Source organism: Pseudoalteromonas sp. 10-33, assembly GCF_001469195.1.
GTDB lineage: Bacteria > Pseudomonadota > Gammaproteobacteria > Enterobacterales > Alteromonadaceae > Pseudoalteromonas.
In genome coordinates, this window is sequence record NZ_LOFI01000029.1 from 24,054 (window position 1) to 50,009 (window position 25,956).

Below are 25,956 nucleotides of genomic sequence, written 5' to 3' on the forward strand. Positions count from 1 at the left end.
ACTTTGAGGAAGGAAAGTATGTCAATTAATAATAATGCGCTAGATACCTATCGACTTTTGAAAGCAACAGCTGAAGTTGCTGAAAAGTCACTAGAAGGACGTATTCAACATTATCGCGCTCATCTTAAATCAGAAGAAAAAGAATTAAGAACATACACCCAAAAAGCAGCCGCTGATTTATTAGGATGTAACAATCGTACATTAAAACGTCGTCATGACAATGGTGACTTTGACGATTTGAACATCAAACGTGGTGCTAACGGCCATTATGCTTATACCTTGGTTAATATATTTGCAATGGCAGATATAATGGATATAAAGCCTGATCACCGAGCTAATAGCGATAAACTACAGGTTATTGTTATTAATTCGCTCAAAGGAGGATGCGGAAAAACGACTAGTATGGTTAATATTGCAGCGGCATTAGCCACTACAAATATTAAGCGTTACCGCATTGGTATTATAGATCTCGATCCTCAGGGCTCTTCGTCTAGCTTTTTCCCATCGAGTGAGCATGATCCGATTACTGTCGGCGACCTAATGCGCGATTGTATTGATTTAGATGACGGTGAAACCTGGCCAGAATTCGTTTCATGTTCATTTTTACCAACGCATATACCAAACATTCGTGTCCTACCTTCTGGTATGGATGATTTTTACTTTGAACACGAAACTGCAACTTTACTCAAAGACACCTCTAATTATGAAGAGACTCGTCATTATCATAAATTACTCGAAAAGGTCATTGAGCCTGTAAAACACGAATTCGATATATTACTAATAGACACAGCCCCCACTCTTAACTTTATGTTTTACAATGCATTAATGGCATCAACAGCAATGTTAATTCCTGTTCACCCAGAAGCTGTTGATTTTGATGCTAATAATAAATATTTAAAACGTTTAGGTGAGATTTATCATACTGTTGCAGCTCTTGGCCATGAAGGTTGGGACTTTATGCAATTTCTAGTAACGAACTACGTTAAAGGTAACCACTCACAGCGTGACATTGTTAAAGATGTACGTAGCGCTTTTGGTCGTCAAGTTATGAGTTATCCAATTAACCATAGCTCTGCAATTACGGCTAGTTCGTCTTCTTTCAACACCATATTTGATCAAAAAGCGTCAGACAGCCTAGCAAGCCGCGAATCTCTTATGCGTGCTCAAGAAAATATTAAAGATGTTGTTGACGAACTTGAAATGCTGATCCGATCTAACTGGCAATCTACCCAATCAAAATTAAATACCCCTAAGTAAGGATGTTAAATAACAATGGCTAAAAAACGTAAAAACGACACCCGCTTAGACCCGTTTGCAACGGCTGTAGAGAATAGCAGCCTTGATGCGCTTTTAGAGCAAGCGAATGCTGGCGATGTTATTAAAATGCCTGCACCGAGTGACTCCTCGCGCCAAATTACCCTTGTTTGTAAAGTAATTTCGCATGCTGATATTCAAAAAACAACTAATGTTTATGGTAAAAATCGTCGTGTCCAGTCGCTATTAAATGAAAAATCGGTCTCGGATATCCTTCCTGCTATTCGTGAGGATGGACGAAACCAGCATCCTGCTCTGCTTTGGGAGCAAGATGATTCAAGTTTGGTACTTGCTGGTTCGCGCCGTCGAATGGCGTGTATTTTAGGTAATGCAGATTATCTTGTTTTAAGTTCAAGCGATTTCACAGAGCAAGATGCTAAAATTTTAGCTGTATCGTCTGATCAATACATAGCGCCAAGCCTGTGGGAATTAGGCCAAGCTTACCAACAAACCAAAAACGAGCTGCTCGAACAAGGTAAAAAAGGATCGTACCGCGAAATTGCTGCGATTGAAGGTGTATCTCACACCGCAATTGCAGACGCAATAAAAGCGTATGAGCAAATACCGTCTTCTGTTATTGCTTTGTATCCAACCGCTAATCACGTTGGTCGAGAAGTCGCTAAAAAGCTTATTACTGCCAAGGAGCGTAACGCAGAGAGCTTTAACCGACTAATAGCTGATGTAGCTAGCAATACTGAAGTAAACGCCATTACAAGTGACGACAAGCGTGCTATGGCTATCACTAAGTTATTGACTACAGAATCTCAAGCGGCTTCAAAAAAAGAAGCTGTACTCGAAAACGAGTATGTAATGTTGCAGCGAAACTTAAAAAGTGGCGATGTATCGATTAAAATTAACAATAAAGTTATGACAGACAAGCGTTTAGAGCAGTTAACTAAGTTACTTAGTGCATTTAATTAGTTAGTAAAAAAATGATCTGCTAGGTCCTATAAGTTAGTAAAATCATGATCTACCAGCCTGCTCAGTTAGTAAAAATTTGATCTAAAATAACGTTTATTTAGCTGCTTTACCTAAATAGCGTCACTGAGATCATTTTTTTACTAACTATTTACCACTTCAGCACCATTCTGTGAGTTATCCGTTTATCCCTTAGTAAAATTATGATCTGTAAAGCCCCCATGCTGTGCATAAGGTGTTTGTATTTTGTTCGTTATTTGTGGGTTATTGTTTGTTTTTTTTATTCTTGAGCTATTTAGTACCACAAACCGAATTTTTACCAAGCTATCAGCTCCAACCAGTTTACATTACTGTGAATAGTGCTTTAGCTCAGCGCTTATAAGGCATATACTGGGAAAATTATTTTTAAAAATTAATCCTTTGAGTGACATGTCTGCTAACCTATCAAAAAATGATTTACTCGCTATTTTTGAAGAAATTAAAAATGAGCAGGCTACCCAGTTTCCTCTTTCCGAACGCTTTATAAATAAACTGTTTAAGCCAAACGTGTTGGCAAAAGGAAAAGAATATTATAAAAATGGTAAAATTACTTGGTTAGAACATAACAGTGATTTTTCGGTGGTAGACTCAACCGTTCAAAGTGATACCGGTGCTTCGTATAACCAGCGAGTTGAGATCAGTAAATTACCAACGGGTTATTCTGTTGATACCCATTGCACCTGTAATATTAAAACAAAGTGCCTACACCTCGCAGCCATTTTACTAAAGCTCAAAATAGAGCACTCTGGTGAGTATGGCGAAGACTACTTTATAAATGATTGGTTCAGCGAATTAAGTACACTTAAAAGTACCGAATTAACAACCCCATCCCAAGTGTTACTTTTTATATTAAGTGTCGAAAATAATAAAGTATTTATATCCCCCAAAATTGCTAATTACGATAAAAACCAAAATTATACGTTAGGGCGTAACCTAACCGACCAGCAATTAAATAGCTTTATAACGCCAAATGATTTACTTGAAAGTGACTTTAGGCTTTACAGCTGGATTCGCTCACAAAATGCAGTCGGTAGCCTCGAGCTAAAAGGTCAATGGGGATTTAGTGCGTTACAGCAGTTAATTGCTACCGAGCGCTTATTTTTACATCGCTCTCGTGTTGCAATTAAACCGCAAAGTGGCCAATCACTTAGTTTTAATTGGCAACAAGAAAAAGAGCTTACAAAATTAGTTGTTAACTTAGAACAAAGTAAAAATTGGGCGGTGCTAAAAACCACACCGCCCACATATCTAGACCTTGACCATCTAAAAGTTGGCCGCATACGTACACCGTTGAGTGGCGATGAAATAGCGCATTTACAAACCATGCCTGCAATACACAGCGCTAATTTTGATCGTATTTATAAGCAGCTTGCAGATAACTTTGGTGCGGGAGTTATCCCCCACCCTACCAATACGCAATCTGTTTTACCGCAAACAGCGAGTAACGCAGTAATTAAAGTATCTATGGGAGATGCTGGTTTAAGGCTGTCTTTATCGTTTAGGTATAAAAATAAAAATTACCCAGCAGGTAAAGCGCCAAATAATTTAATTAACAGCGCGTTTGAAAATACAGTAACCAATGAGCTTGTTAATTTAGGTTTTGAGTTTTGTAAAGGGGGTTTACAAAGTGAGTTTACTTTCAACAAGCAATCGGCTATTCATCTTCATTGGTTAACTTACGAGGTATTTCCGGGCTTTAAAGAGCATGGTTGGAAAGTCACTATTGGTAAGATGGATATCGCCAATCCACAAAGTGAAGTATCACTCATTGCTAATAGAGCTGCAGGGCATCAAATGCACTGTAAAGTGCTTATTAACAATAGTAAGCTTTCACACATTTTTAGTAACGAAGATCCACTTTATCAATCGTTAAATCGACAAAGTCAGCTTTTTCATTACTACCCTGTTGGCCGTCAGTTTGGTGTTATTAATAAGTCAGCTATAAACTTGCTGACTGATTTTAAGCAACGTTTTGAATTTGTAAAAACGCGTGATGAATTTAATATACCGCTTTCGTACTTGCCAGAACTTGTAAAACATACTGCAATCAACGTTGAGCTTCACGACGATTCACTCGAGCGCTACCTCGAGGAGCTTAACAATACAGATAAGGCAATGCTGAGTGTATCGCTGCATGGCTTAAATGAGTCGGTTGAACTTAGAGAGTATCAACAGCAAGGTGTTGATTGGCTAAGTTTTTTAAAACGTCACAAACTTGGTGGCATTTTAGCTGACGATATGGGGTTGGGTAAAACACTGCAAGTCATTGCGTTTTTAACAAGTACGTATAATCGCCCACAAGCGGGCCCTACACTCATTGTGTGTCCAACTAGCTTAGTGAGTAACTGGCAAAACGAAATAATAAAATTTACTAAAGGTCTTAAGGTAATAACCATATTTGGCGCTAATCGCAACGAGCCATTAAAGCACCTAGCACAAGCACAATGTATACTTACAACTTACCCTTTATTAAAGCGCGACATAGCTTATTATTCGCCGCTTTATTTTGAAAATATAATTCTTGATGAAGCGCAATATATTAAAAACGATACTGCTCAGGTATCACGATTAGTAAAAAGGCTTAATGCTGATTTTAAATTGTGCTTAAGCGGTACTCCAATTGAAAACAACTTGCTTGAGCTTAAGTCTTTACTCGACTTTGCTATGCCCTCTTTATTAGGCTCTCAGGCTCATTTTAAACAACATTTTCAAACGCCTATTGAACGCGAAGCCGATATGGAACGTGCCGAGCAATTAAAAGCACTCATAATGCCGTTTATTATGCGTCGAACTAAAGCACAAGTTGCGCAAGAACTACCGCAAAAAACAGAAATTACTAAAGAATTTGAGTTTGAGCCTAAACAAAAAGAAATGTATCAAGGAATAACACGTGCACTTGAAGAAAAGCTAATTGATCTATTTGCTGAGCAAGGCGTTCAAAAAAGTAAACTTGCCTTTTTAGAGGCTTTACTAAAGCTTAGGCAAATTTGTTGCCATCCAAAGCTTATTGAGCCCGATACACAAGCAGGCTCTGCAAAATTAGAATGGTTGTCTACTCACCTCCCTTTAATGTTAAGCCTAGGGCGTAAAGTAATTATATTTAGCCAATTTACGTCCGCGTTAGATTTAATTGCTAAACAATTGAATGAGCTAAACATTAACTTTAGTTTATTAACAGGCCAAACTCGCCATCGCGATAAGGTCATTGATGAGTTTACCAGTGGTAAAACGTCTGTGTTTTTAATTAGTTTAAAAGCAGGCGGCACTGGGCTTAATTTAACGCAAGCAGATACCGTTATTCATTTCGATCCATGGTGGAACCCTGCCGTAGAAAAGCAAGCCACCGATCGAGCCTACCGTATTGGGCAAACAAACCCTGTTTTTGTTTATAAGTTGATCATGAGTCATTCAATTGAACAAAAAGTTTTTAAAATGCAAGAGGACAAACAAGCACTCGTTGATGCCCTATTTACTGATAAATCAATGAGTTTTACACAGTTTGATGAGCAACAAATGTTGTCACTTATAAAAAATTAATTTATTTTAAAATTAGTGCGATCTTTTTTGAACTTATTCAAATCTAGGGCGTCTACTATTATGCTTGTTGATTAATTGCAGTTAACACAAGTTTTCATGTTGATTTCCTATTTAGTTACTAACTTTTAGTAATGATTAAGCCAGTTCATTTTGAACTGGCTTTTTTTATGCTCCTTTTTAGTTGCCCATTAGCCGGGGCTGAAGTTATACCAATCCGCAATAATGCTTAATCATTTTGTGGGTCCAAAAGTGTCGCTATCTGCGTTAAAAAATTCTCATTTACGACGGCATGGGTGCAGAAGGTAGAGCAATGCAGGAGTAATTGCAGAAAACAACTAAATAACGAGTTTTTTGTCAAGCTATCAACACGTTTACCTATCCTCAAAATAGATCACTTAATTAAGCGGATTGGTATTATTTAAATTAATTCGATCTTTTTATGAACTTAATTCAAAACAGAGCGTCTACTATTATGCTTGTTGATTAATTGCAGTTAATACAAGTTTTCATGTTGATTTCCCCCATTTAGTTACTTATTTAGTAATGATTAAGCCAGTTCACTTTGAACTGGCTTTTTTTATAGCTAATTTTTAGCATTTAATGGTTTATGAGCCAAAGATCAGTTTATTTAGAATAATTTGATCTTTTAATGAACTTAATTCAAATAGCGGCGTCTACTATTATGCTTGTTGATTAATTGCAGTTAATACAAGTTTTCATGTTGATTCCCCCTGTTGTGTTACTTATTTAGTAATGGTTGAGCCAGTTCACTTTGAACTGGCTTTTTTTATGGCTGTTATTTACTACCCCCTACTTCTGTTCAAACTTATTCGTTATGATGGCATGTCCATAAATTTTATAAGTTTATTTTATGATTACTCAAATACTCACCCAAATTGATTGGGTAAGCACTGCTGCAGGGTTTACTGCAGGTATTGTGCTTTATAGTGTTATTGCCGTTTTGCCTCGCAAAAAATTAAAAAAAATAATTAACGAGCAGCAACAGCAACTTTCTTTATTACAAAGTCAGTTCGATAACAAAGCAGAGCAGTTTAGCGCCTTACAAGATGAACACGAGCTGCTTGAACATAGCCATCAAGAACAGCGTGATGAGGCGCAGCATTTTAAAACGCGTTGCAGTGAGCAAGAAAAACAAAGCATGCAATATAATCAGTTTTGGCAAAAAGCCGAAACCGAATTAACTCAGCTACGTGCGCAATATAATAATCGAGACATAGAGCTCAATAATATGCGAACCACGCTAGAGCAAAAGCAGCAAAACTTTACTGAGCAGCTAGCGCAAATAGAGCAAAGTAAAAACGTGCTTAAAAAAGAGTTTGAAAACTTAGCCAATAAAATACTCGATGAAAAAACCCAAAGCTTTAAAGTGACCAACCAAGAAAGTATTGAACAACTGTTAAAACCTGTTCAAGGCGAGTTAAAAGGCTTTAGAGATAAAATGGAGTCGATTCATGTTGAAGATTTAAAACAACGAGCTCAGTTAAAAACAGAGCTTTTACACTTACAAGCCAAAAGCCAATCCATCACCGAGCAAGCTGATAAACTAAGTAATGCGCTACAAGGGCAAAAGAAAACCCAAGGTAACTGGGGAGAGCTGATGCTTGAAAACGTACTCGATAGCGCAGGCCTGCGCGCCGGTACTGATTACAAGCGTGAAGTGTCGTTTAATACCGAAGACGGCCGCTTACGCCCAGATGTTGTTGTGTACTTACCACAAGGTCGTCATTTAGTGATTGACGCAAAAACATCTCTTAATGCCTACACCCGTTATGTAAATGCTGAAAATGAACTGGATGCTAATCAAGCTATCAAAGAGCATGTAAATGCAGTTACAGCCCGTATTAACGAGCTAGCAAGTAAATCATACGACCGTTTGCCAGGGCTCAACTCGCCAGAAGTTGTAATTATGTTTGTACCAATAGAGTCTGCGTTTGTAGAAGCGCTTAAATATCAAAGCGATATTTACCAACAAGCGATAGAAAAAAATATACTGGTTGCCACACCTACAACGCTATTAACCAGTTTAAATATTGTTAAACAGCTTTGGCGTTTTGAAGAGCAAACCAAATATTCAAAAGAGCTTGCAAACCGTGCCGAACGTTTTTACAACAAATTAAACGGCTTTTTACTGAGTATGGAAGGGGTTGGTAAACAGCTAGACCGAGCAAAAGAAAGCTACGACAAGGCTTTTTCGCAGCTTTACCGAGGCAAAGGTAACTTAATTAAACAAGCCGCTGAATTTAAAGAGCTTGGTGTATCTGTTCAAAAAGAGTTGCCTAACGAGAGCGTAGAGCGAGCACAGCTAGAGTTAGACTAGCCCTATTGGTTTGCTTGGTGATAGCGTTTATAAACTGTAAGCGCTATTTATCAAACTTTGCTTTAATCGAGCAATACCCTCAATTACTAGGCTTAAGCACAAAAGTAAAACGCAATAAAAAGGAATAACGTAAATGAACGCTAAATTTATTATTTTTGCTTTAAGCCTATCAAGCTTTTTTACCCACGCCTCAAATGAAAAAACCTATCAACCAACTCAAGCTGACTATAGTGAAGGTGAAAAGTGGGTATGGAAATATAAAGGGGTAACACCTAGCAATGAAATACGTGCACAAGGCACCGACACTAAGCAAATAGTCAGCAAAAGTGGCACTCTAGGTATGTTAACGGGTAAAGGAATTACCTCTTTAAAGGTATTAACAAAGCCTAATAACAGCACAACGGCGCGTTATTATTGGCCGTTATATGTGGGTAAAACATGGGTGTTTGAAGAGCACTGGGAAAGCGAAGATGGCACTAAGGGCTCAACAATTCAAAACGCTAAAGTTATCTCATATAAAGATGAAACAGTAGAAGCTGGCACATATAAAGCTTATACCATTGAGTACACAGGTAAAATTATTAACTCAAGAGGCTACTCAGCCGACACACAAGATATTCACTTATATGCACCTATGTTAAAAACATTCATTAAGTTAACTCAACGCCAAAAAGGGTATTTATACGTTGAAGAGCTAATTGAATATACCAATTAATAATTCATTTTTTCAAATAGCTGCAATATCCAAAAACATAAGTGACATTAAAATGGTCGTACAACTAGAAAATGCAGTTCCTTCTGTAGCCAAGAAAATTTATAACGTTTTTCAGAGTGCTTATAAAATAGAGGCCCTTTTAATAAAGGCTTCACATTTTCCACCTCTTAGCAGAATGCAGCACGATATTGTGCGCAGCAACGCATTATTTTATGGTTTTTATTGTGAAAGTACCCTAGCTGGAGTTATAGAAATTAAAGTAAAAAATAAGTGCTTAAGTATCGAAAGTTTAACTGTGCATCCAAGCTACTTTAAAAAAGGAATAGCGGGTAAGTTAATTGCTCATACGCTTAAATCGCATACGTATAACAAAGCGGTAGTAGAAACTGCTGTCGCAAATACGCCAGCAATTAATTTATATAAAAAACATGGCTTTTCTGAATATAAACAATGGTTGCCGGCACATGGTATTTTAAAAACGGCGATGCTACTTGAACTTAACTAACAAAGTACATGATTGAGTTATCTACTTTAATTAACAAACCGGATAGGCAGAAAACATGACAAAAAATAAGCTAATTAAATTTGGTCTTATTATGGCTGTAGGCATGAATATAGGCGGTGTTTTACTTTTCTCTCGATTTTTTACAAATCCTGTAATAAATGAACTAGACCCTGTTGTTATGTCTAACTTTGGCTTGTTAATGATCGTTATAAGGGGCTTAGCGTATTTAGCTAGCGCTTTTATTACCTCAAATATAAAGTGGCTTGCCGGCGCGTTTGTTATTGAAAAACTGGTTTATGTTGTGACTTGGTTATTATGGTTAGCAAACAACAACCTAAGTAATGTATATGATAAAGATTTATTCGCAGGTATTTTTTACAGTATTTACGGTATAAACGACTTTGTGTTTATGATGTTTTTTGCTTGGGTATTTCTACTTAATAATAAAAACGGCTAACCGTTAAAACTGGCCCTCATTCAATAAATCACTCATTTGTTTCTGTGTTAAACATTGTCCATTTGACCAGCTTGAATTTAATTGCGTAATTAAGCTACCAATGCGCTGCGATTTTTTTTGCAGCTGAGTTATCAGTGCATTCGCTTCGTTTTGCTTTTGCTGCAAGCGCTCAATAACAACCGTGTGATCTAGGTTATTTTCTGGCGTTTTTAATGTTGGTATTTCCTCTAACGAAAACCCTAAACTTTGTGCAAACTTAATCATTTTTATTTGCTCAATGCTTGAATGTTCGTATTGTCTGTAGCCATTACTATTGCGGCTGCTTTTCGGTAACAAACCTTTACTTTCGTAATAACGAATTGTACTTGGGGCAACGCCAACAAGATTTGCAAGCTCACTTATTTTCATAGTTGTCCTATTTAACCTATAAATACTGCCTTGACCTTAAAGCTAACTTTAAAGTTATAGTGGCGATAATGTCAATTTAATTGGTTTGTAACATGCCAGAAAATCAACAAGGTGTCGTCTTTTCACCTATTACTTTACCTAGCGGTTTAGTTTTAAAAAATAGGCTAGTAAAAGCGGCCATGGAAGAAAACCTAGCTGACGTCGATCTTACACCATCGCAAGTACTTAAAAATTGTTACAGCGCATGGGCACAAGGCGGGGTTGGTTTAATTATTACCGGTAATGTAATGGTTGATCACTTAGCTATGACTGGTCCCGGTGGCCTTGCGCTTGAGCATAATACCGATGTAACGCCTTTTGCGGAGCTTGCGCGTTTAGGGCAGCAAAACGACAGTAAAATTGTGATGCAAATTAATCACCCAGGTCGTCAAGTGTTTAAAAAAATGGGGGGAAAGGTTCTTTCAGCCTCCAATGTGGCATTAAGCATGGGAAAACACTCTCATTTATTTGGCCAGCCAAAAGCAATGACACACAATGAAATTGATGATGTGATTGAGCGATTCACAAATACGGCATTACAAGCACAAAAGGCAGGGTTCGATGGCGTGCAAATACATGCGGCTCATGGTTACTTATTAGCACAGTTTTTATCGCCTTTAACCAATAAGCGTGATGATAAATACGGTGGTAGCCTTGAAAATCGAGCGCGTTTACTCACAGAAATAACGCAAAAGATTAAGGCTAGTTGCGCAAATAATTTTTCGGTATCGGTTAAACTAAATTCGGCTGATTTTCAGCGCGGTGGATTTGAACCTAGCGACGCCCAAGCAGTAATTACTCTATTAAGTGACTTAAATATAGATTTTGTTGAGCTTTCGGGCGGTAGTTACGAAGCACCTGCCATGCAAGGTAAAACGGCCGATGAACGTACACTCGCTCGCGAAGCGTACTTTTTAGAATTTGCCAAAACAATTAGTGAACAATCCAGTATTCCTATTATGACTACGGGTGGTATAAGCCGCTTAGGTGTAGCAAGTACGGTTGTTAGCTCAGGAGTGGCGCTTGTAGGGATGGCAACTGCGTGTGCATATTACCCTTCTCTGGCCAAAATTTGGCAAACAAAGCCAAATTTTATTGCATCACTACCTGTTATTACTCTAAAAGATAAAACCCTAGCAGGCCTTGCCACTATGGCATTAGTAAAAAAGCAAATTCGCCGCATGGGCCAAGGAAAACCTGCAAAAATAAATGCATCAGCGGTATTTACTTTAATTGGCGACCAAATTAGAGCCATAAAATTAACAAAGCGCTATAAAAAACGTTTTATTGAAAAATAGTCCTCATAACCGCCGTTGTTGTCTCTATTAATTAAGTTTATTAATTGTTAAAAATACGCTAAAGTTTAATTAGCATATTTATATGATAAAAACTAATGAAAGGAAAACAGAATGCGGCTTAAAGGTTATCTAAAAAAGCTTCTATGCTTTTGGGGACTTCATTTATTAATAATTAGCTTGCCAAGCATTGCAACAGAACAGCAAGCAGCGCAGGCATGGCAAGATCCAAGTATATTTAGAGTCAATAAACTCCCACCCCGCGCGTTCTATTACCCTACAGCAACCGAGCAAAACGCATTTACAATGGAGCCTTGGCAGCTAGATAACTATAAATTACTAAATGGGCAGTGGAAGTTTAATTGGGTTGACTCTCCTAGTAGAAAACCAGATGGATTTGAAAAAGTAACCTACAATGACGCAAGCTGGGATGAAATAGCTGTCCCTGCCAATTGGGAGCTAAATGGTTACGGTTCTCCTTTTTATCACTCTCACTACTGTTTAATACCTAATACTGAGCAAATTGAGCTACCGCGTTACTATAATCCTGTTGGCTCATACCGAAAAATAATTAACATTGACGAAAGCTGGAATAACAAACAAATCCTTATTCATTTTGGGGCAGTAAAGTCGGCGTTTTATATTTATGTAAATGGTCAGCAAGTTGGTTATTCAGAAGACTCTAAAACTGCCGCTGAATTTGATATTACGCCATACGTTTCTAAAGGCGAAAATACCCTAGCACTACAAGTTTACCGTTATTCAACAGGGTCTTACTTTGAATGCCAAGATATGTGGCGTATGAGTGGCATTGAGCGCGATGTATATTTATATGCTGCGCCAAAAGTGCGTATAAGTGATTTTGAAGCCAATACCACTTTGATAGATAATTACACAAACGGCGAGCTAACGCTAACCACAACAGTACAAAACCACACTAAGCAAACCCACGCTAACTTTGACTTGCTCGTTTCACTGCTAGACGCAAACGATAAGGTAATGAGTACTAAAACGTTGTCAGTTCCTAAAATAAAAGAGCAACAAAGTACGCAAGTTAAAGCAGTGTTTAAAGTCAATGATGTACTGCCTTGGAGTGCTGAAGTTCCTAATCTTTATAAATTAAAAATAGGCTTACGCAATAGTAATGAACAGGTGGTTGAGTGGATCGGAAAATCAATAGGCTTTAGAAGCAGTGAATTAAAAAATGGTAATATTTTAGTTAACGGCAAACCAGTTTTATTTAAAGGTGTAAATAGACACGAGCACGACCCTGTAACAGGGCACGTGGTTTCTAAAGAGTCTATGGAAAAAGACGTAGCATTAATGAAAGCCTTTAATATTAATGCAGTACGTATGGCTCATTACCCGCAAGATCCGTACATTTATCACCTTGCAGACAAATATGGCTTATACGTTATGGATGAAGCTAACATTGAGTCACATGGAATGGGAGCTGCAAACCAAGGTAAGTACGACCCCTCGGCACACTTGGTAAATAAGCTTAGCTGGCAAAATGCATACATAGATCGCATTTCAAACATGTATCACCGTTCTAAAAATAACCCATCGGTTGTTATGCGCTCACTGGGTAATGAATCGGGCGATGGTATTAATTTAGAGGCGTCGTACGATTGGCTAAAGCGTCAAGCCCCAGGGTTTCCAGTTGTATCTGAACAAGCACAGTTAAGGCGCCACACCGACGTATACGGTCAAATGTATGCGCCAATCCAGTCGGCTACTCGCTATGCTAAAACAATGCATGATGTATCAAGACCCATGATTTTAATTGAATACGAGCACGCAATGGGTAATTCGGTAGGTAACCTTGAAGAATATTGGCAGGCCTTTGAAAAATACTCACAGTTACAAGGCGGTTTTATTTGGGATTGGGTCGATCAAACTTTTGCCATGAAAAACAGTAAAGGTGAGCTTTTTTGGGCATATGGTGGCGACTTAGAGCCTCCATTTGCAGTAAGCGCAAAAAGTTTTGCTGCAAATGGGTTAGTTTACGCCGACAGAACGCCCTACCCTTATTTGTGGGAGGTTAAACAAGTACAGCAAAACATCGACTTTGAGTTATCGAGCAAAACGCCTTACGAAATAAACGTAATTAACAAACAGTTTTTTGCCGACCTGTCTGACTTTACTTTGTCATGGCAGCTAATGGCCAACGGTATTGAAGTAGAGCAAGGTGCTAACCTTGGTATTAATGCCAAACCACAAACATCTCAGCGTGTTAGTTTGCCAATTAAAACAAAACTAAAAGCAGGAATTGAATATTTTTTAAATGTACAAGCCGTTCTAAAAAGCGCTAAAAATACATTGCCAACGGGTCATGTAGTTGCGTCAGAACAACTAGCATTAACAGGCTTTGCACTGACTAATAATACAAAATCAGCCTCGTTAAAAGTAAAGGATTCTGAAAATTCTTTAGCTTTTTCTACTAAAAACGCTCAATTTACGTTTAACAAAAAAACAGGCTTATTAAATGAAATTAATGTTTTTAAAAAGTCATTACTAGCCAACAACGTAGCCCAACCTGTGCAACCTAACTTTTGGCGTGCGCCTACCGATAATGATTTACCGCAAAAAGGATATGGTGACTCGTTTGCTGTGTGGCAACACGCAGGTTCAAATATAACACTGACTAGTTTTAGTAGTAAAAAAGTATCCTCAACACAATACAAAGTCGAAACAGAGCACACATTAAATAACGTTGAAAGTCGGTACTTCACAACTTACACAATAAATGGCAATGGTGTGGTTAATGTAGACGTTTACTTTTATGCCGCACCTCATAATTCGTACTCAGCCTTACCCAGATTAGGTATGCAGTTTGTTGTGAACGAGAACTTTAAAAACGTACAGTGGTATGGCCGAGGGCCTCACGAAAACTACGACGATCGTAAGTCATCGGCTTTTGTTGGCTTATATCAGTCTGACGTTGACTCTTTACGTGTACCGTATGTTCGCCCGCAAGAAAACGGTCACAAAACGGATGTACGGTACGTTACGTTTTATAATGATAAAGGAATTGGTGTTAAGTTCTCTGGCGATCCCTTAATTGGCTTTAATGCATCTTTCTACGATATGCACGACTACGATAAGAGTACTGAACAAGTTAATCGGCGCAATATGCACCCATCAGATTTAACCAAAGCCCCGTACATTTTTGTAAATATAGATTACAAGCAGCGTGGTGTAGGTGGAACGGATTCGTGGGGTAGTAAACCCTTGTACGAATATGAGCTCCCATGGTTAGACTACAAATACAGCTATAAAATTGAAGCTGTTAAGTTAAACGCTAAAAAATAGCTATACATAAAGCTTTAAATGACTACCCTAAGCCCGCTTTTTCCCCTTAAATAGTGGGCTTTTTTTATGTAAAACATGCTAATTTAAACGTTTGAAATAGAAGGAACGCTAAATGAACATAGGTATTTATATATATGATGATGCTGAAGTGCTCGACTTTTCAGGCCCATTTGAAGTCTTTAGTACGGCTAAACGTTTAGCTAAAAACGAGTGGAACATATTTTTAGTCGCGCAACATAATCAGCCTGTAAATGCGCGAGGCGGCTTTAGTGTAAACCCCCATTACAGTTTTGCTGACCATCCGGCCATTGATTTACTTTTAGTGGTTGGCGGTGTTCATAATAATGAACTTACCAAAGCACCTGTGATTGATTGGATAAAACGTACAGCCCAGTCAGCTCCGGTAGTAGCATCGGTTTGTACCGGGGCATTTTTATTAGCAAAAGCAGAGCTATTAAATGGTAAAAATGTAACAACCCATTGGGAAGATATAAACGAGCTAGCCGCTTTGTTCCCATTACTCAATGTAATGAGTAATAAGCGCTGGGTAAAGCATCATAAATTTACAACCTCGGCGGGTATTTCTGCAGGTATCGATATGAGCTTACATTTAGTGGCTGAGCATATAAGCCCTGAACTTGCAGAGCTAACAGCAAAACAAATGCAGTACACCTGGCACAAAAGTATTTAATCACCTTCTAACAACCTATTATAAAAAAGAAGTTTACTGATTAGCAAAAACAATACGGCTTAAATGTACCTATTATGCGATAAGCATACTGATATAAAGCAAAAAAGTTTGCTAAATTAAGGTTGGTTAATACAAGTATGTATTGCTAAATCAACTTATTGCAAAACTCATAAAATAATAGCAGTAAGTAAATATCACTTTAGGGATTCACATGACATTACTTAAAACCTCGGCACTTGCTTTTTCTATATTAGCGGGGCTGTCTTTATCTGGCTGTTCTATGACTCAAAATACTCCATCTACCTTGGCTTCTGCTGAAATAGTCACGTCACTTTCACTCGCGCAAATTTATAAAGATAAAGAATTTAAAACCCAGCGTAGCACTTACTTTAAGTGGCTAGATGATGGCACTGGCTACACCGTACTTGAAGAGCGCGAAAGCGAAAAAGAAAAAGCAGACGATAACAACGCCGATGATGAAAAAGAGCACGGCGTAAAAGGCAATGACATTGTATTTTACAATGCTGACGGCACAGGCCGTAAAGTACTGGTTGAATTTGAAAAGCTACTGCCAGAGGGTGCAGACGAGCCATTTGCAATCGAAAGCTACCAATGGTCAAAAGACGGTAAATGGCTGATGGTATTTACCAACAGCGAGCAAGTTTGGCGTTCGCGCAGCCGCGGGGATTTTTGGTTACTTAACCTTGAGACTAACCAATTACAGCAATTAGGTGGTAAAGACGTTGAGCCAACTAAGTTAATGTTTGCTAAGTTCTCACCAGATAGCTCAAAAGTGGCTTACGTACGCGATAACAATATTTATATGCAAGCGGTTGGTAGTAACGATGTAACCGCGCTCACAACCGATGGTAACGCCACCCTTGTTAACGGTAATTTTGATTGGGTATACGAAGAAGAATTCACTATTGCCGATGGTTTTCGTTGGAGCCCCGACAACAAATCAATCGCCTATTGGCAGCTTGATACCAGTGACGTTAAATTTTTCACTATGATCAACAACACCGACGAACTGTACCCTACCCTTAAAAAGTTCCCTTATCCTAAGGCCGGTGAAACCAACTCTGCCGTGCGTGTTGGTGTGGTAAGCCTTGCTGATAAACAAACCCGTTGGGCTGAGCTTGAAGGCGATAACCGCGACCGTTATATTCCGCGTATTAGCTGGGCAGGCACCGGTAATGAATTAATGATTCAAGACTTAAACCGCCCACAAAGCCATAACAAAGTGTGGTTGTTTGATTGGCAAAAGCAGCAACTGACCAAAATTTTAGAAGACAAAGACGATGCGTTTATCGAATGGTTTTATAAAGCAAACTGGTCAAAAAACGGTGAGTTTTTTATTTGGCATAGCGAACGCGACGGTTGGCGTCATCTTTATCGTATATCGCGCGATGGCAAAACTATTATCGACCTAACCCCAGGTGATTACGACATTATTGATATGCTTACCATCAATGAAGACAAAAACGTAATGTATTTTATTGCCTCGCCAAACGATCCGGGTCAGCGTTACTTATACAGCACACCGCTTGATGGCAGCAGCAAACCGGTACGGGTCACGCCTGCTGAGTTTGAAGGTTCAAACAGCTACTACATGTCAAAAGATGCCTCGTGGGCTATGCACACTTACTCAAAGTTTGGTATGCCACCGACTAAAGAGATCATTAAAGTGAGCGATCACAGTAATGTAAAAACCTTAGTTGAAAACAACGAGCTTAAACAAAAGCTGGCTGAGCAAAGCTTACCAAAGCATGAGTTTTTTAAAGTAAGCGCGCAAGATGGCACCGAGCTTGACGGCTATATTATGTTCCCAGAGAACATGGATAAAAGTAAAAAATACCCAATTGTGTTTTACGTATACGGCGAACCATGGGGCTCTACTGTGCAAGACCGCTGGGAAGGCAACAGTTACTTGTATAAATCACTGTTAACGCAAAAAGGCTTTATTGTGGCATCGGTTGATAACCGTGGCACACGTGCACCAAAAGGCCGCGATTGGCGCAAATCGATTTATAAAAAAATTGGCTCAATTACCGTGCAAGACCAAGTAGACGCACTAGATGCCATGGCAAAACGCTGGGATGTAATAGACACCGAGCGTGTTGGCGTATGGGGACACTCAGGAGGCGGTAGTTCAACCCTTAACTTATTGTTCCGTCATGGTGATAAATTTAAAGTGGGGATTGCCTCAGCACCCGTGCCAGACATTCGTTTGTACGACACCATTTACCAAGAACGTTATGCGGGTAACCCTAATACAGACCCAGAGAGCTACGATAACACCTCGCCAATTACCTTTGCTAAAAACCTAACCGGTAAGCTACTGCTTATTCACGGCACTGGCGATGATAACGTACATTACCAAGGCTCAGAGCGTTTAATTGACGAACTTGTTAAGCACAACAAACAGTTTGAGTTTTTCTCATACCCTAACCGCTCACACAGCCTACGTGAAGGCAAAGGCACCGCCCTGCACTATCACACCATGATGGCTGACTTTTTTGAAAAGCACTTACTAGCTAAGTAACCGCTTTAAAAAATAAAAGACTAAAGCCGCACACTAATTATTAGTGTGCGGCTTTTTTTATCAAAATGGTGTGGGGGTTTACAACTGAGGTCAAAGTTCAAAGGTTAAAGGAACAAGGTCAAAGATTTTTAGTTACGGTAAGTTGGGTAGAGTGTAACGAAACCCAACAAGGTAAAGGCGGCTTCGCTCAATAGCAATGCGCTAAAGGCTCAATGGTAATAATTGAATCGTTTAAAACTAAACATAGCTTTGGGATTAGAGAGGCATTAAAAAAGTAGCATCCTTGCTACTACAAGTGCGATATTAAGAGCTTGGTTGCGAAGGTTGATACTTATTAACGAGAATGTGCTGCAAACTTTTAAGTGCGCGCTTTATCGCTTGCAGCATACTTCTTCCTTTTGTATTTACATTAATACTGGGTAGCCCAGGTACAAGAATATTAATTTTGCACTGCTGCAAAGTGCCGTGACGATCACTCGAAAGATCATTTATTTGAATCTCAACTTTGCGAATATTCAAAGCACATTTTGCCAATTGTGTTTTGATCAACTTCAAAAGCGACATCTTTTCACTTGCGTTAATTATCTTGTTTTTAACTGTAAGTTTTAGCTTCATGCAATTACACCTTTTAATAGTACCTTTGTTGCAGGCATGACTGTAATCTACTAACTTAGAGGCAAAGGAAAAAGCTGATTATTTCTTGCTTTAAAACAGGTATTTTCGAATGATTACCAACATCAACTACAATCACTTATATTATTTTTGGCAAGTAAGTAAGCACGGCAGTATTGCAGCGGCCAGTAAAATACTTAATTTAACGCCGCAAACGGTCAGCTCACAAATTACTAACTTAGAGCAACGATTAGGAAAACCACTGTTTGTTCGCCAAGGGCGAGGCCTACAGTTAACTGAATTTGGCCATGTAACTCAGCAATACACCAATGATATGTTTGCTATTGCTCACGAATGGCTAGAAACCACGCAAGGTGATACCACGCACTATTCACGAACGTTAAAGGTTGGTATTTCAGATGTGTTACCCAAATCACTGGTGTCGAAATGGCTAGCGCCTTTAATTAATAACGACCGTATTACCAATTTGCACTGTATTGACGGTCAACAAGATGAACTGCTGGCACAAATGGCGATTCATAAGCTTGACTTAGTGCTAGCCGATAAACCGCTCGATACCACTTTATCGTTTAAGGCGTTTTGCCATGAAATAGGCAAAAGCCAAATCGCTCTTTTTGGAAACAAAACATGGCATTCGCAGTTACATAAGCAGTTTCCGCAATCTTTAAATAACAAGCCTTTAGTTCTCCCCGCAAAAGAAAGCCCTGTCGCGCGTGCTATGTATTATTGGCTGCAAGAACATAAGATTGAAATGACAATAGCTGGCCATGTCGACGACAGCGCATTAATGAAGTCGTTAGGTGAACAAGGGTTTGGCATATTCCCTGCGCCTATTTCGGTAAGAGCCGAAGTAGAGCGTCACTACGACGTTAATTATATTGGTACAATTGATAATGTTTATCAGCATTATTATGCTTTTACACCCGACAGGCTCATTAAAGACAGTATATACGATGAATTTATAAAGCATGCTCAAACAACGTAAGCTTAGCGCTACTCGTCACGTAGTTATCAATGTGTTTAATTAAGCGCCTTATTTTTAAATGCAAAACTGTATTAAAAAATAAACATTTTCTCATTCAGCTTTATATTAAATTCTTAGTGTGGGTTGCTATGTTTTTAAGATTCTGATTTTATTATTTTTTATCAAATAACAGACCTGCCGATACAAACGATGAACATGCTCTAAAAGTATTGAATAATATTCAGGTTTTATATGAATAAACTGCATGGCTTGTTATTTTAAATAGAAATCTAGATGGCTAAAATGCGTTTTACCTCTTATCACTTATCAATCAGTGCTGTTAATTTAGTTAATCCACTTAAGCGTGAATCTGGCTCATGTTTTACCTGAAATAAACCCGTTTTTCTTCATGCTACATAGCGCGTATAAATTTATTAACTCTGCAGAGCACCATTACAGCTAACCCGTTATGTCGGTTTTAACAGCGAGTAATGTGTCATTGATAAAAGCAGTAACAACTCAAATTGAAAGGATACGGCTATGAGCACTGATCTTACATTTACGATTAAAAGCACTAACTTGGATGAAAACTACCATCCGTCAAATAACACACGTATTACGACCAATTTCGCTAATTTAGCAAGGGGTGAAAGCCGCCAACAAAACCTGCGTAATACCCTAAAAATGATCAACAATCGTTTTAATGCACTGGCCAGTTGGGATAACCCACAAGGGGATCGTTACGAGGTTGAGCTAGAGATCATTTCGGTTGATTTAGACATTGCAGGCAGTGGCCAGGCATTTCCGTCAATTGAGGTATTAAAAACCAATATTATTGACCACCAAACCAACGAGCGAATTGAAGGCATGGTGGGTAATAACTTTTCATCCTATGTGCGCGACTACGACTTTAGCGTGTTACTACTTGAGCATAACAAAAGCAAACCGCAATTTAGCATTCCCGATAACTTTGGTGACTTACACGGCAAGTTGTTTAAATGCTTTGTAAACTCAAATACCTATAAACAGCACTTTAAAAAGCCACCGGTTATTTGTTTAAGCGTGTCTGATAACAAAACCTATCAGCAAACCGAAAACTTACACCCCATCTTAGGCGTAGAGTATCAGCCTAATGAGTCGTCGTTAACAGAGCAATATTTTAAAAAAATGGGCTTACAAGTGCGCTACTTTATGCCACCAAATAGCGTTGCACCGTTAGCGTTTTACTTTTTTGGTGACCTACTCAACGACTACAGCAACCTTGAACTAATTAGCACCATTAGCACCATGGAAACGTTTCAAAAAATTTATCGTCCAGAAATTTATAACGCCAACGCCGCCGCTGGTAGCCGTTATAAACCTAATTTAAAAAATGACGATCATTCATTAACGCAAATTGTGTATGACCGCGCAGAGCGAGGTCAATTAGCGGTTGAGCAAGGCAAATTTACCGAGCAGCACTTTATTAAGCCTTATCAATCGGTGTTGCAGCAGTTCTCATCAAGTATCGCTTAATCACACAACAAAATTAAAGGCAGCATTTATTATGAAAAAACTATTACCCACTTCATCAGCAGGCAGCTTGCCAAAACCGTCATGGCTTGCTGAGCCCGAAACCTTATGGTCACCGTGGAAATTACAAGGCAGTGAGCTGGTAGATGGCAAACACGACGCCCTGCGTATTTCCCTGCACGAGCAACAAACCGCAGGCGTAGACATAGTCAGCGACGGCGAACAAACTCGCCAACACTTTGTAACCACCTTTATTGAACATTTAAATGGCGTTGATTTTGAAAACCGTAAAACAGTTAAAATTCGCGACCGTTACGACGCCAGCGTACCCACAGTAGTTGGCCCTGTGTCTCGCACTAAATCGGTATTTGTTGAAGACGCCAAGTTTTTACGCCAGCAAACCAGCCAACCAATTAAATGGGCACTGCCAGGGCCCATGACTATGATCGACACCCTGTATGACGATCACTATAAAAGCCGTGAAAAACTAGCATGGGAATTTGCTAAAATACTCAACCAAGAAGCCAAAGAGCTAGAAGCCGCAGGGGTTGATATAATTCAATTTGATGAACCCGCTTTTAACGTGTTTTTTGATGAAGTAAACGACTGGGGCATTGCCTGCCTAGAGCGAGCCATAGAAGGGTTAAAATGCGAAACCGCCGTGCATATTTGTTACGGCTACGGCATTAAAGCCAACACCGATTGGAAGAAAACCCTCGGCACCGAGTGGCGACAATACGAAGAAGTATTCCCTAAGCTGCAAAAATCGAATATTGATATTATTTCGCTCGAATGCCAAAACTCACATGTACCTATAGAGCTACTCGAACTGGTTCGCGGTAAAAAAATAATGGTGGGCGCAATCGATGTAGCCACCAATACTATAGAAACCCCTGAAGAGGTGGCAAAAACTTTACGCGAAGCGCTTAAATATGTAGATGCCGACAAACTTTACCCCTGCACTAATTGCGGCATGGCACCCCTACCCCGTAACATCGCAAACGGCAAACTCAACGCTCTTAGCAAAGGCGCAGAGCTAGTACGTAACGAGCTATTAGCAGCAAATGTTGCTTAATTTTAGTTACAGCTGATGCAAAAAAGCCACACTTTAACACATGTTGAGTGTGGCTTTTTTAATCAAAATAGTGCGGGGGTTTACAGTTAAATTATAAGGTTAAAGGCAAAAGCTGAAAGGTTATAAGTCTGTTGAATATTGGTTGGGTTGAGTGCAACAAAACCAGCAAAAAGTAAGGGTGTGAAGCTTTATCTTTTAGGATTTCAGTTTACTTTTAGTTTTTGAATTGTCTGAGAGTCTTCAAATCTATAAATGCATAACTAGGGTTAGCTTACTTTTTCATTTTTTATAAGTTAAGATAAAATCAATAAAAACAAGTTCTTTTAAGTTGAATAAGATGAAAATTGAAGCTAATGACAAGGATTTAAGGGACGTATTTAAGCTTGGGTATTTCAAAATCCCGCGATTTCAAAGTGTTGTGATTCAATGAAACCGGACACCAATTTAGGTGGTATTATTACCACTCAAACTGAGGTGTTCTATGACAAAACAACGTCGCTCTTTTTCTCAAGAGTTTAAACTTGATTCAGCAAAATTAGTCCTTGATGAAGGATACTCATTCCCTGAAGCTGCTCGCTCACTAGAAGTCGGTGAAACAGCTCTTCGTCGCTGGGTTAAACAATTACAAGATGAGCGTGGTGGCACAACACCAAACTCTAAAGCTCTTACTCCTGAACAGCTTAAAATTCAGGAGCTTGAAGCTAGAATTAATCGACTTGAAAGAGAAAAAACAATTTTAAAAAAGGCTACCGCTCTCTTAATGTCAGACGAGATGAACAATATTCGTTGATAGGCCATTTAAGTGAGCATGAGTCTTTAGAAATGGTCTGTAGCGTGTTTGATGTTCCGCGTTCTAGTTATTATGATTTTAAGCAGCGTGTGGCATCAATTAAGCTTGAAGAGGTGCAGCTTAGGTCAACGATTAGTGAGTTATTCTCACTCAGTCGTGGAGCTGCTGGTAGCCGCACATTAGTGGCGATGCTAAACCACGCTGGCTTACCTATTGGTATCTTTAAGGTACGCCGCATCATGCGTGACTTGGGATTGGTATGCAAACAACCAGGGCCTCATTCATATAAATTAGCGACGGTGGAGCGGCTAGATATTCCAAACATACTTAACCGTGAGTTTGACGTTGATGGCCCAAACCAAGTTTGGTGTGGGGATATTACGTATATTTGGACAGGTAATAAATGGTCTTATCTAGCTGTTATTATCGACTTATTTGCTCGTCGTGTGGTTGGCTGGGCAATGTCAGATAAGCCTGATACTGACTTAGTTATTAAAGCATTAGATAGAGCATACGAGCAACGAGGCAAGCCACTTGGGCTTATGTTTCATTCAGACCAAGGCAGTCAGTACAGCGCAAAAAGGTTTCAACAAAGGCTGTGGCGTTACCGTATAGAACAAAGTATGAGCCGCCGAGGAAATTGCTGGGATAATGCCCCGATGGAGCGCCTATTTAGAAGCTTAAAAACGGAATGGGTTCCTTCGTTAGGTTATAGTAATTACCAAGAAGCTGAAAAAGATATTAGCTATTATTTAATGAATTATTATAACTGGCGCAGGCCACATAGCCACAACCAAATGGTTGCCCCTGCTATAGCAGAAGAAAAACTTAATTTACTGTCCGGAATTAGTTGACCACAACAAAGGCCTTACTCTTGGGAGAGAGATGAGGTAGTAAATTTTTGGGATGACATTACTAAAAATACCTCGCCAGAGTACTTTATAGGCTCTATGGTAGTATATCAAGACAATAAACCTTATTTTGGTATCGTAGACGGACAGCAACGTTTGACCACTATAACGCTTATTCTATCAGCCATAAGAGATGCATTCATAAAATTAGGAGAGCAAGATCTTGCTCGTGGCGTTCACCAGTATGTAGAACAGCCAAATATCGATAATATTAATGAGTTTGTGCTTCACTCAGAAACTTCATTCCCTTATTTGCAAAACCATATTCAAAGTTACGCCGAGCAGAAAATTGATCTTGATGTTGGAACAGAGGAAACAAAGCTTAAAAATGCTTATGAAATAATATCTAGAAACCTAGAAAAATACGCTGGATGCGGTTTGCTTCAATCCCCGCAGTTAGAGCTAGTTCCGACAGATAGCTCACCGATAACAAAACTCAAAATACTTAGAGATAAAGTTTTATCCCTAAAACTAGTGTTTATACAATTAGACAATGAAGATGATGCTTACCTTATTTTTGAAACTCTAAACGCAAGGGGAAGAGATTTAAAATCATCTGATCTAGTTAAAAATTTATTACTAAAAACAATAAAAAATACAAATGTAAATATAGATACCCCAAAAGAAGCTTGGGTAAATCTCGTTAATAAATTTGATGATATTGGTGAAATTGATGCTGTAGACAACTTTATACTTCACTACTGGATTTCTAAACATTCATACTGTTCTGAAAAAGAGCTTTTTTCAAAGGTAAAAGAATATGTTCAGTGTAAAGATACAGCTCAAATTCTCTTAGCAGACTTTAACTTCTATGGATTATTATACTGTAAAATGTTAAATCCCGATTTTTTCACCTGGGATAACAATAGAGGTAATAAGGTAGTTAAAACAACTTTACTCACTCTTAACCGGTTTAAAGTAAAGCAACAATCATCATTTGTTTTAGCTTTATTAGCGAGTTTTGAGAATAAAATCATAACGTTAAATAATCTTCAAAATGCTTTACAGAAAATAGAGCACTTTCACTTTATTTTTAACGCTATAACCTCACAGCGCTCATCTGGACATATAGTTACAACATATTCAAAAAATGCTGTTTTGTTGTCAAATGCAAAAGATGCAAATGTTGCAAACAAAATAATAAAAGACCTTTTAGAAGCATTGTCCAGAAAATTACCACATTATGACGAGTTTGAAGTTAAGTTCATGGAACTTATGTTCACTAAGAGCAGATCAAAAGATCGTAACGTTATTAAGTACTGTTTGAGTAGGCTTATGCCAAATACTAGTGCTTGTTTAGACATAAACTATGATTCACTCACAATTGAGCACCTTATATCTCAAAGCGACAGCAATAGAGATATCGAAGAAATTGGTAGTATTGGAAATTTATTACTAGTGGACCAAGTAACCAATTCAGAAGTTTTGAAAAATAAAGTGATTACAGAGAAACTAATACATTTAAAAGCTGAAAATTATCCACTTGAGCAGTCCTTCATTCCTGAAAACTTTTTTGGCAGTCCTGAAGACATTGAACAAAGAGCAAAAAATATAGCTCGCTATTTGTTTCAAAAAAGTAAAGTTTAGAGTTTTTAAATTTTAGTTTTTAGGTAATTTATACTTTTTAGCTCACTCAATTCCACCCTACTCTGCGGTTTTTAATTTCATCAGAGTAGGAGCCACTGGTATATTTTATTCTGGAGAATAAAACTTTTCCTTACTTGATTAACCTCTGAAGACTATGTCGCCAAAAACCAAAACCAAAGAAAACCAAAGGGGTCACCCATTAGAAAGTTCCGGTCAAGCAGGCAGCTGTGTTTTCTTGATTTTTTTATTCAAAAACCAAGTGTTGTTATTTTTAAACTCAATTTGAATATGGCTACGCATCCAGTAATGACGTCGATTGGTGTGAATATGCACCAGTCACCCATATGAATTTAGGCAGTTTAATTAAG

At 38.6% G+C, this 25,956-nt stretch carries 18 protein-coding genes and 1 pseudogene; 17 read left to right on the forward strand and 2 right to left on the reverse strand.

From position 1 onward, the window contains the following. Positions 1-18 precede the first annotated feature (18 nt). From ATS76_RS18350 to ATS76_RS18380, 7 genes are all read left to right on the forward strand, one after another. Positions 19-1,257 carry an AAA family ATPase gene (locus ATS76_RS18350; RefSeq protein ID WP_058553241.1) on the forward strand — a complete coding sequence of 413 codons (1,239 nt, stop codon included), beginning with the start codon at positions 19-21 and terminating at the stop codon, positions 1,255-1,257. A gap of 15 nt (positions 1,258-1,272) precedes the next feature. Further along, the gene (locus ATS76_RS18355; protein WP_058553242.1) at positions 1,273-2,235 is read left to right on the forward strand and encodes a hypothetical protein; all 963 of its coding nucleotides are present in this window, start codon (positions 1,273-1,275) and stop codon (positions 2,233-2,235) included. A 426-nt stretch (positions 2,236-2,661) separates the two neighbouring features. Next, complete coding sequence (locus ATS76_RS18360; protein WP_058553243.1) at positions 2,662-5,808, forward strand: DEAD/DEAH box helicase; 3,147 nt, start codon at positions 2,662-2,664, stop codon at positions 5,806-5,808. 871 nt (positions 5,809-6,679) lie between these two features. Next, positions 6,680-8,146: a DNA recombination protein RmuC gene (rmuC, locus tag ATS76_RS18365; protein WP_058553244.1), complete on the forward strand. Its 1,467-nt coding sequence runs from the start codon at positions 6,680-6,682 to the stop codon at positions 8,144-8,146. A gap of 133 nt (positions 8,147-8,279) precedes the next feature. Then, positions 8,280-8,861 carry a hypothetical protein gene (locus ATS76_RS18370; RefSeq protein ID WP_058553245.1) on the forward strand — a complete coding sequence of 194 codons (582 nt, stop codon included), beginning with the start codon at positions 8,280-8,282 and terminating at the stop codon, positions 8,859-8,861. Between the two features lie 52 nt (positions 8,862-8,913). Continuing rightward, a complete protein-coding gene (locus tag ATS76_RS18375) occupies positions 8,914-9,366 on the forward strand; it encodes a GNAT family N-acetyltransferase (protein ID WP_058553345.1) in 453 nt (150 codons plus the stop codon). Positions 9,367-9,421: 55 nt separating this feature from the next. Continuing rightward, positions 9,422-9,823, forward strand: a complete 402-nt coding sequence (locus ATS76_RS18380) for a hypothetical protein (RefSeq protein WP_058553246.1) — start codon at positions 9,422-9,424, stop codon at positions 9,821-9,823. 3 nt (positions 9,824-9,826) lie between these two features. On the opposite strand, the gene ATS76_RS18385 is transcribed toward ATS76_RS18380, so the two are convergent. Beyond that, complete coding sequence (locus tag ATS76_RS18385) at positions 9,827-10,231, reverse strand: MerR family transcriptional regulator (protein ID WP_058553247.1); 405 nt, start codon at positions 10,229-10,231, stop codon at positions 9,827-9,829. A gap of 92 nt (positions 10,232-10,323) precedes the next feature. On the opposite strand from ATS76_RS18385, the gene ATS76_RS18390 reads away from it, so the two are divergent. The 4 genes from ATS76_RS18390 to ATS76_RS18405 all read left to right on the forward strand — a co-directional run bounded on the left by ATS76_RS18390 (position 10,324) and on the right by ATS76_RS18405 (position 18,116). Beyond that, complete coding sequence (locus ATS76_RS18390; RefSeq protein ID WP_058553248.1) at positions 10,324-11,568, forward strand: NADH:flavin oxidoreductase/NADH oxidase family protein; 1,245 nt, start codon at positions 10,324-10,326, stop codon at positions 11,566-11,568. A gap of 111 nt (positions 11,569-11,679) precedes the next feature. Then, positions 11,680-14,880, forward strand: a complete 3,201-nt coding sequence (locus tag ATS76_RS18395; protein WP_082664378.1) for a glycoside hydrolase family 2 TIM barrel-domain containing protein — start codon at positions 11,680-11,682, stop codon at positions 14,878-14,880. A 112-nt stretch (positions 14,881-14,992) separates the two neighbouring features. Continuing rightward, positions 14,993-15,571: a DJ-1/PfpI family protein gene (locus tag ATS76_RS18400; RefSeq protein ID WP_058553249.1), complete on the forward strand. Its 579-nt coding sequence runs from the start codon at positions 14,993-14,995 to the stop codon at positions 15,569-15,571. Between the two features lie 211 nt (positions 15,572-15,782). Further along, positions 15,783-18,116, forward strand: coding sequence for a S9 family peptidase (locus ATS76_RS18405; RefSeq protein ID WP_058553250.1), 2,334 nt, complete (start codon positions 15,783-15,785; stop codon positions 18,114-18,116). Positions 18,117-18,419: 303 nt separating this feature from the next. Here ATS76_RS18405 and ATS76_RS18410 read toward each other — a convergent pair whose 3' ends face one another. Further along, the gene (locus ATS76_RS18410) at positions 18,420-18,731 is read right to left on the reverse strand and encodes a hypothetical protein (protein WP_058553251.1); all 312 of its coding nucleotides are present in this window, start codon (positions 18,729-18,731) and stop codon (positions 18,420-18,422) included. A gap of 109 nt (positions 18,732-18,840) precedes the next feature. Between ATS76_RS18410 and nhaR the strand changes: the two genes are divergently transcribed. The 6 genes and pseudogenes from nhaR to ATS76_RS19510 all read left to right on the forward strand — a co-directional run bounded on the left by nhaR (position 18,841) and on the right by ATS76_RS19510 (position 25,588). Then, positions 18,841-19,734 carry a transcriptional activator NhaR gene (nhaR, locus tag ATS76_RS18415; protein WP_058553252.1) on the forward strand — a complete coding sequence of 298 codons (894 nt, stop codon included), beginning with the start codon at positions 18,841-18,843 and terminating at the stop codon, positions 19,732-19,734. Between the two features lie 519 nt (positions 19,735-20,253). Next, the gene (locus ATS76_RS18420) at positions 20,254-21,228 is read left to right on the forward strand and encodes a DUF1852 domain-containing protein (RefSeq protein WP_058553253.1); all 975 of its coding nucleotides are present in this window, start codon (positions 20,254-20,256) and stop codon (positions 21,226-21,228) included. A gap of 31 nt (positions 21,229-21,259) precedes the next feature. Next, positions 21,260-22,300: a methionine synthase gene (locus tag ATS76_RS18425; RefSeq protein WP_058553254.1), complete on the forward strand. Its 1,041-nt coding sequence runs from the start codon at positions 21,260-21,262 to the stop codon at positions 22,298-22,300. A gap of 481 nt (positions 22,301-22,781) precedes the next feature. After that, positions 22,782-23,944, forward strand: a protein-coding gene (locus tag ATS76_RS18435; protein WP_152995624.1) for an IS3 family transposase whose coding sequence is annotated in 2 segments (ribosomal slippage) — positions 22,782-23,037 and positions 23,037-23,944 — 1,164 coding nt in all. Because the reading frame shifts where the segments join, the coding sequence is not laid out codon by codon here. Between the two features lie 18 nt (positions 23,945-23,962). Then, a pseudogene (locus ATS76_RS19505) lies at positions 23,963-24,571 on the forward strand (DUF262 domain-containing protein); the annotation flags it as partial. Between the two features lie 261 nt (positions 24,572-24,832). Then, entirely contained in the window at positions 24,833-25,588 is a 756-nt protein-coding gene (locus tag ATS76_RS19510) for a GmrSD restriction endonuclease domain-containing protein (protein WP_268795554.1), read from the forward strand. The last annotated feature ends 368 nt before the right edge of the window (positions 25,589-25,956 follow it).

Bases quoted from the DNA above. Each gene is read 5' to 3' on its own strand.
- ATS76_RS18355 (WP_058553242.1), top strand. From the start codon at position 1,273: ATGGCTAAAAAACGTAAAAACGACACCCGCTTAGACCCGTTTGCAACG.
- ATS76_RS18370 (WP_058553245.1), top strand. From the start codon at position 8,280: ATGAACGCTAAATTTATTATTTTTGCTTTAAGCCTATCAAGCTTTTTT.
- ATS76_RS18360 (WP_058553243.1), top strand. From the start codon at position 2,662: ATGTCTGCTAACCTATCAAAAAATGATTTACTCGCTATTTTTGAAGAA.
- rmuC (WP_058553244.1), top strand. From the start codon at position 6,680: ATGATTACTCAAATACTCACCCAAATTGATTGGGTAAGCACTGCTGCA.
- ATS76_RS18350 (WP_058553241.1), top strand. From the start codon at position 19: ATGTCAATTAATAATAATGCGCTAGATACCTATCGACTTTTGAAAGCA.
- nhaR (WP_058553252.1), top strand. From the start codon at position 18,841: ATGATTACCAACATCAACTACAATCACTTATATTATTTTTGGCAAGTA.
- ATS76_RS18380 (WP_058553246.1), top strand. From the start codon at position 9,422: ATGACAAAAAATAAGCTAATTAAATTTGGTCTTATTATGGCTGTAGGC.
- ATS76_RS18390 (WP_058553248.1), top strand. From the start codon at position 10,324: ATGCCAGAAAATCAACAAGGTGTCGTCTTTTCACCTATTACTTTACCT.
- ATS76_RS18425 (WP_058553254.1), top strand. From the start codon at position 21,260: ATGAAAAAACTATTACCCACTTCATCAGCAGGCAGCTTGCCAAAACCG.
- ATS76_RS19510 (WP_268795554.1), top strand. From the start codon at position 24,833: ATGTTAAATCCCGATTTTTTCACCTGGGATAACAATAGAGGTAATAAG.
- ATS76_RS18395 (WP_082664378.1), top strand. From the start codon at position 11,680: ATGCGGCTTAAAGGTTATCTAAAAAAGCTTCTATGCTTTTGGGGACTT.
- ATS76_RS18375 (WP_058553345.1), top strand. From the start codon at position 8,914: ATGGTCGTACAACTAGAAAATGCAGTTCCTTCTGTAGCCAAGAAAATT.
- ATS76_RS18400 (WP_058553249.1), top strand. From the start codon at position 14,993: ATGAACATAGGTATTTATATATATGATGATGCTGAAGTGCTCGACTTT.
- ATS76_RS18405 (WP_058553250.1), top strand. From the start codon at position 15,783: ATGACATTACTTAAAACCTCGGCACTTGCTTTTTCTATATTAGCGGGG.
- ATS76_RS18410 (WP_058553251.1), bottom strand. From the start codon at position 18,731: ATGAAGCTAAAACTTACAGTTAAAAACAAGATAATTAACGCAAGTGAA.
- ATS76_RS18385 (WP_058553247.1), bottom strand. From the start codon at position 10,231: ATGAAAATAAGTGAGCTTGCAAATCTTGTTGGCGTTGCCCCAAGTACA.
- ATS76_RS18420 (WP_058553253.1), top strand. From the start codon at position 20,254: ATGAGCACTGATCTTACATTTACGATTAAAAGCACTAACTTGGATGAA.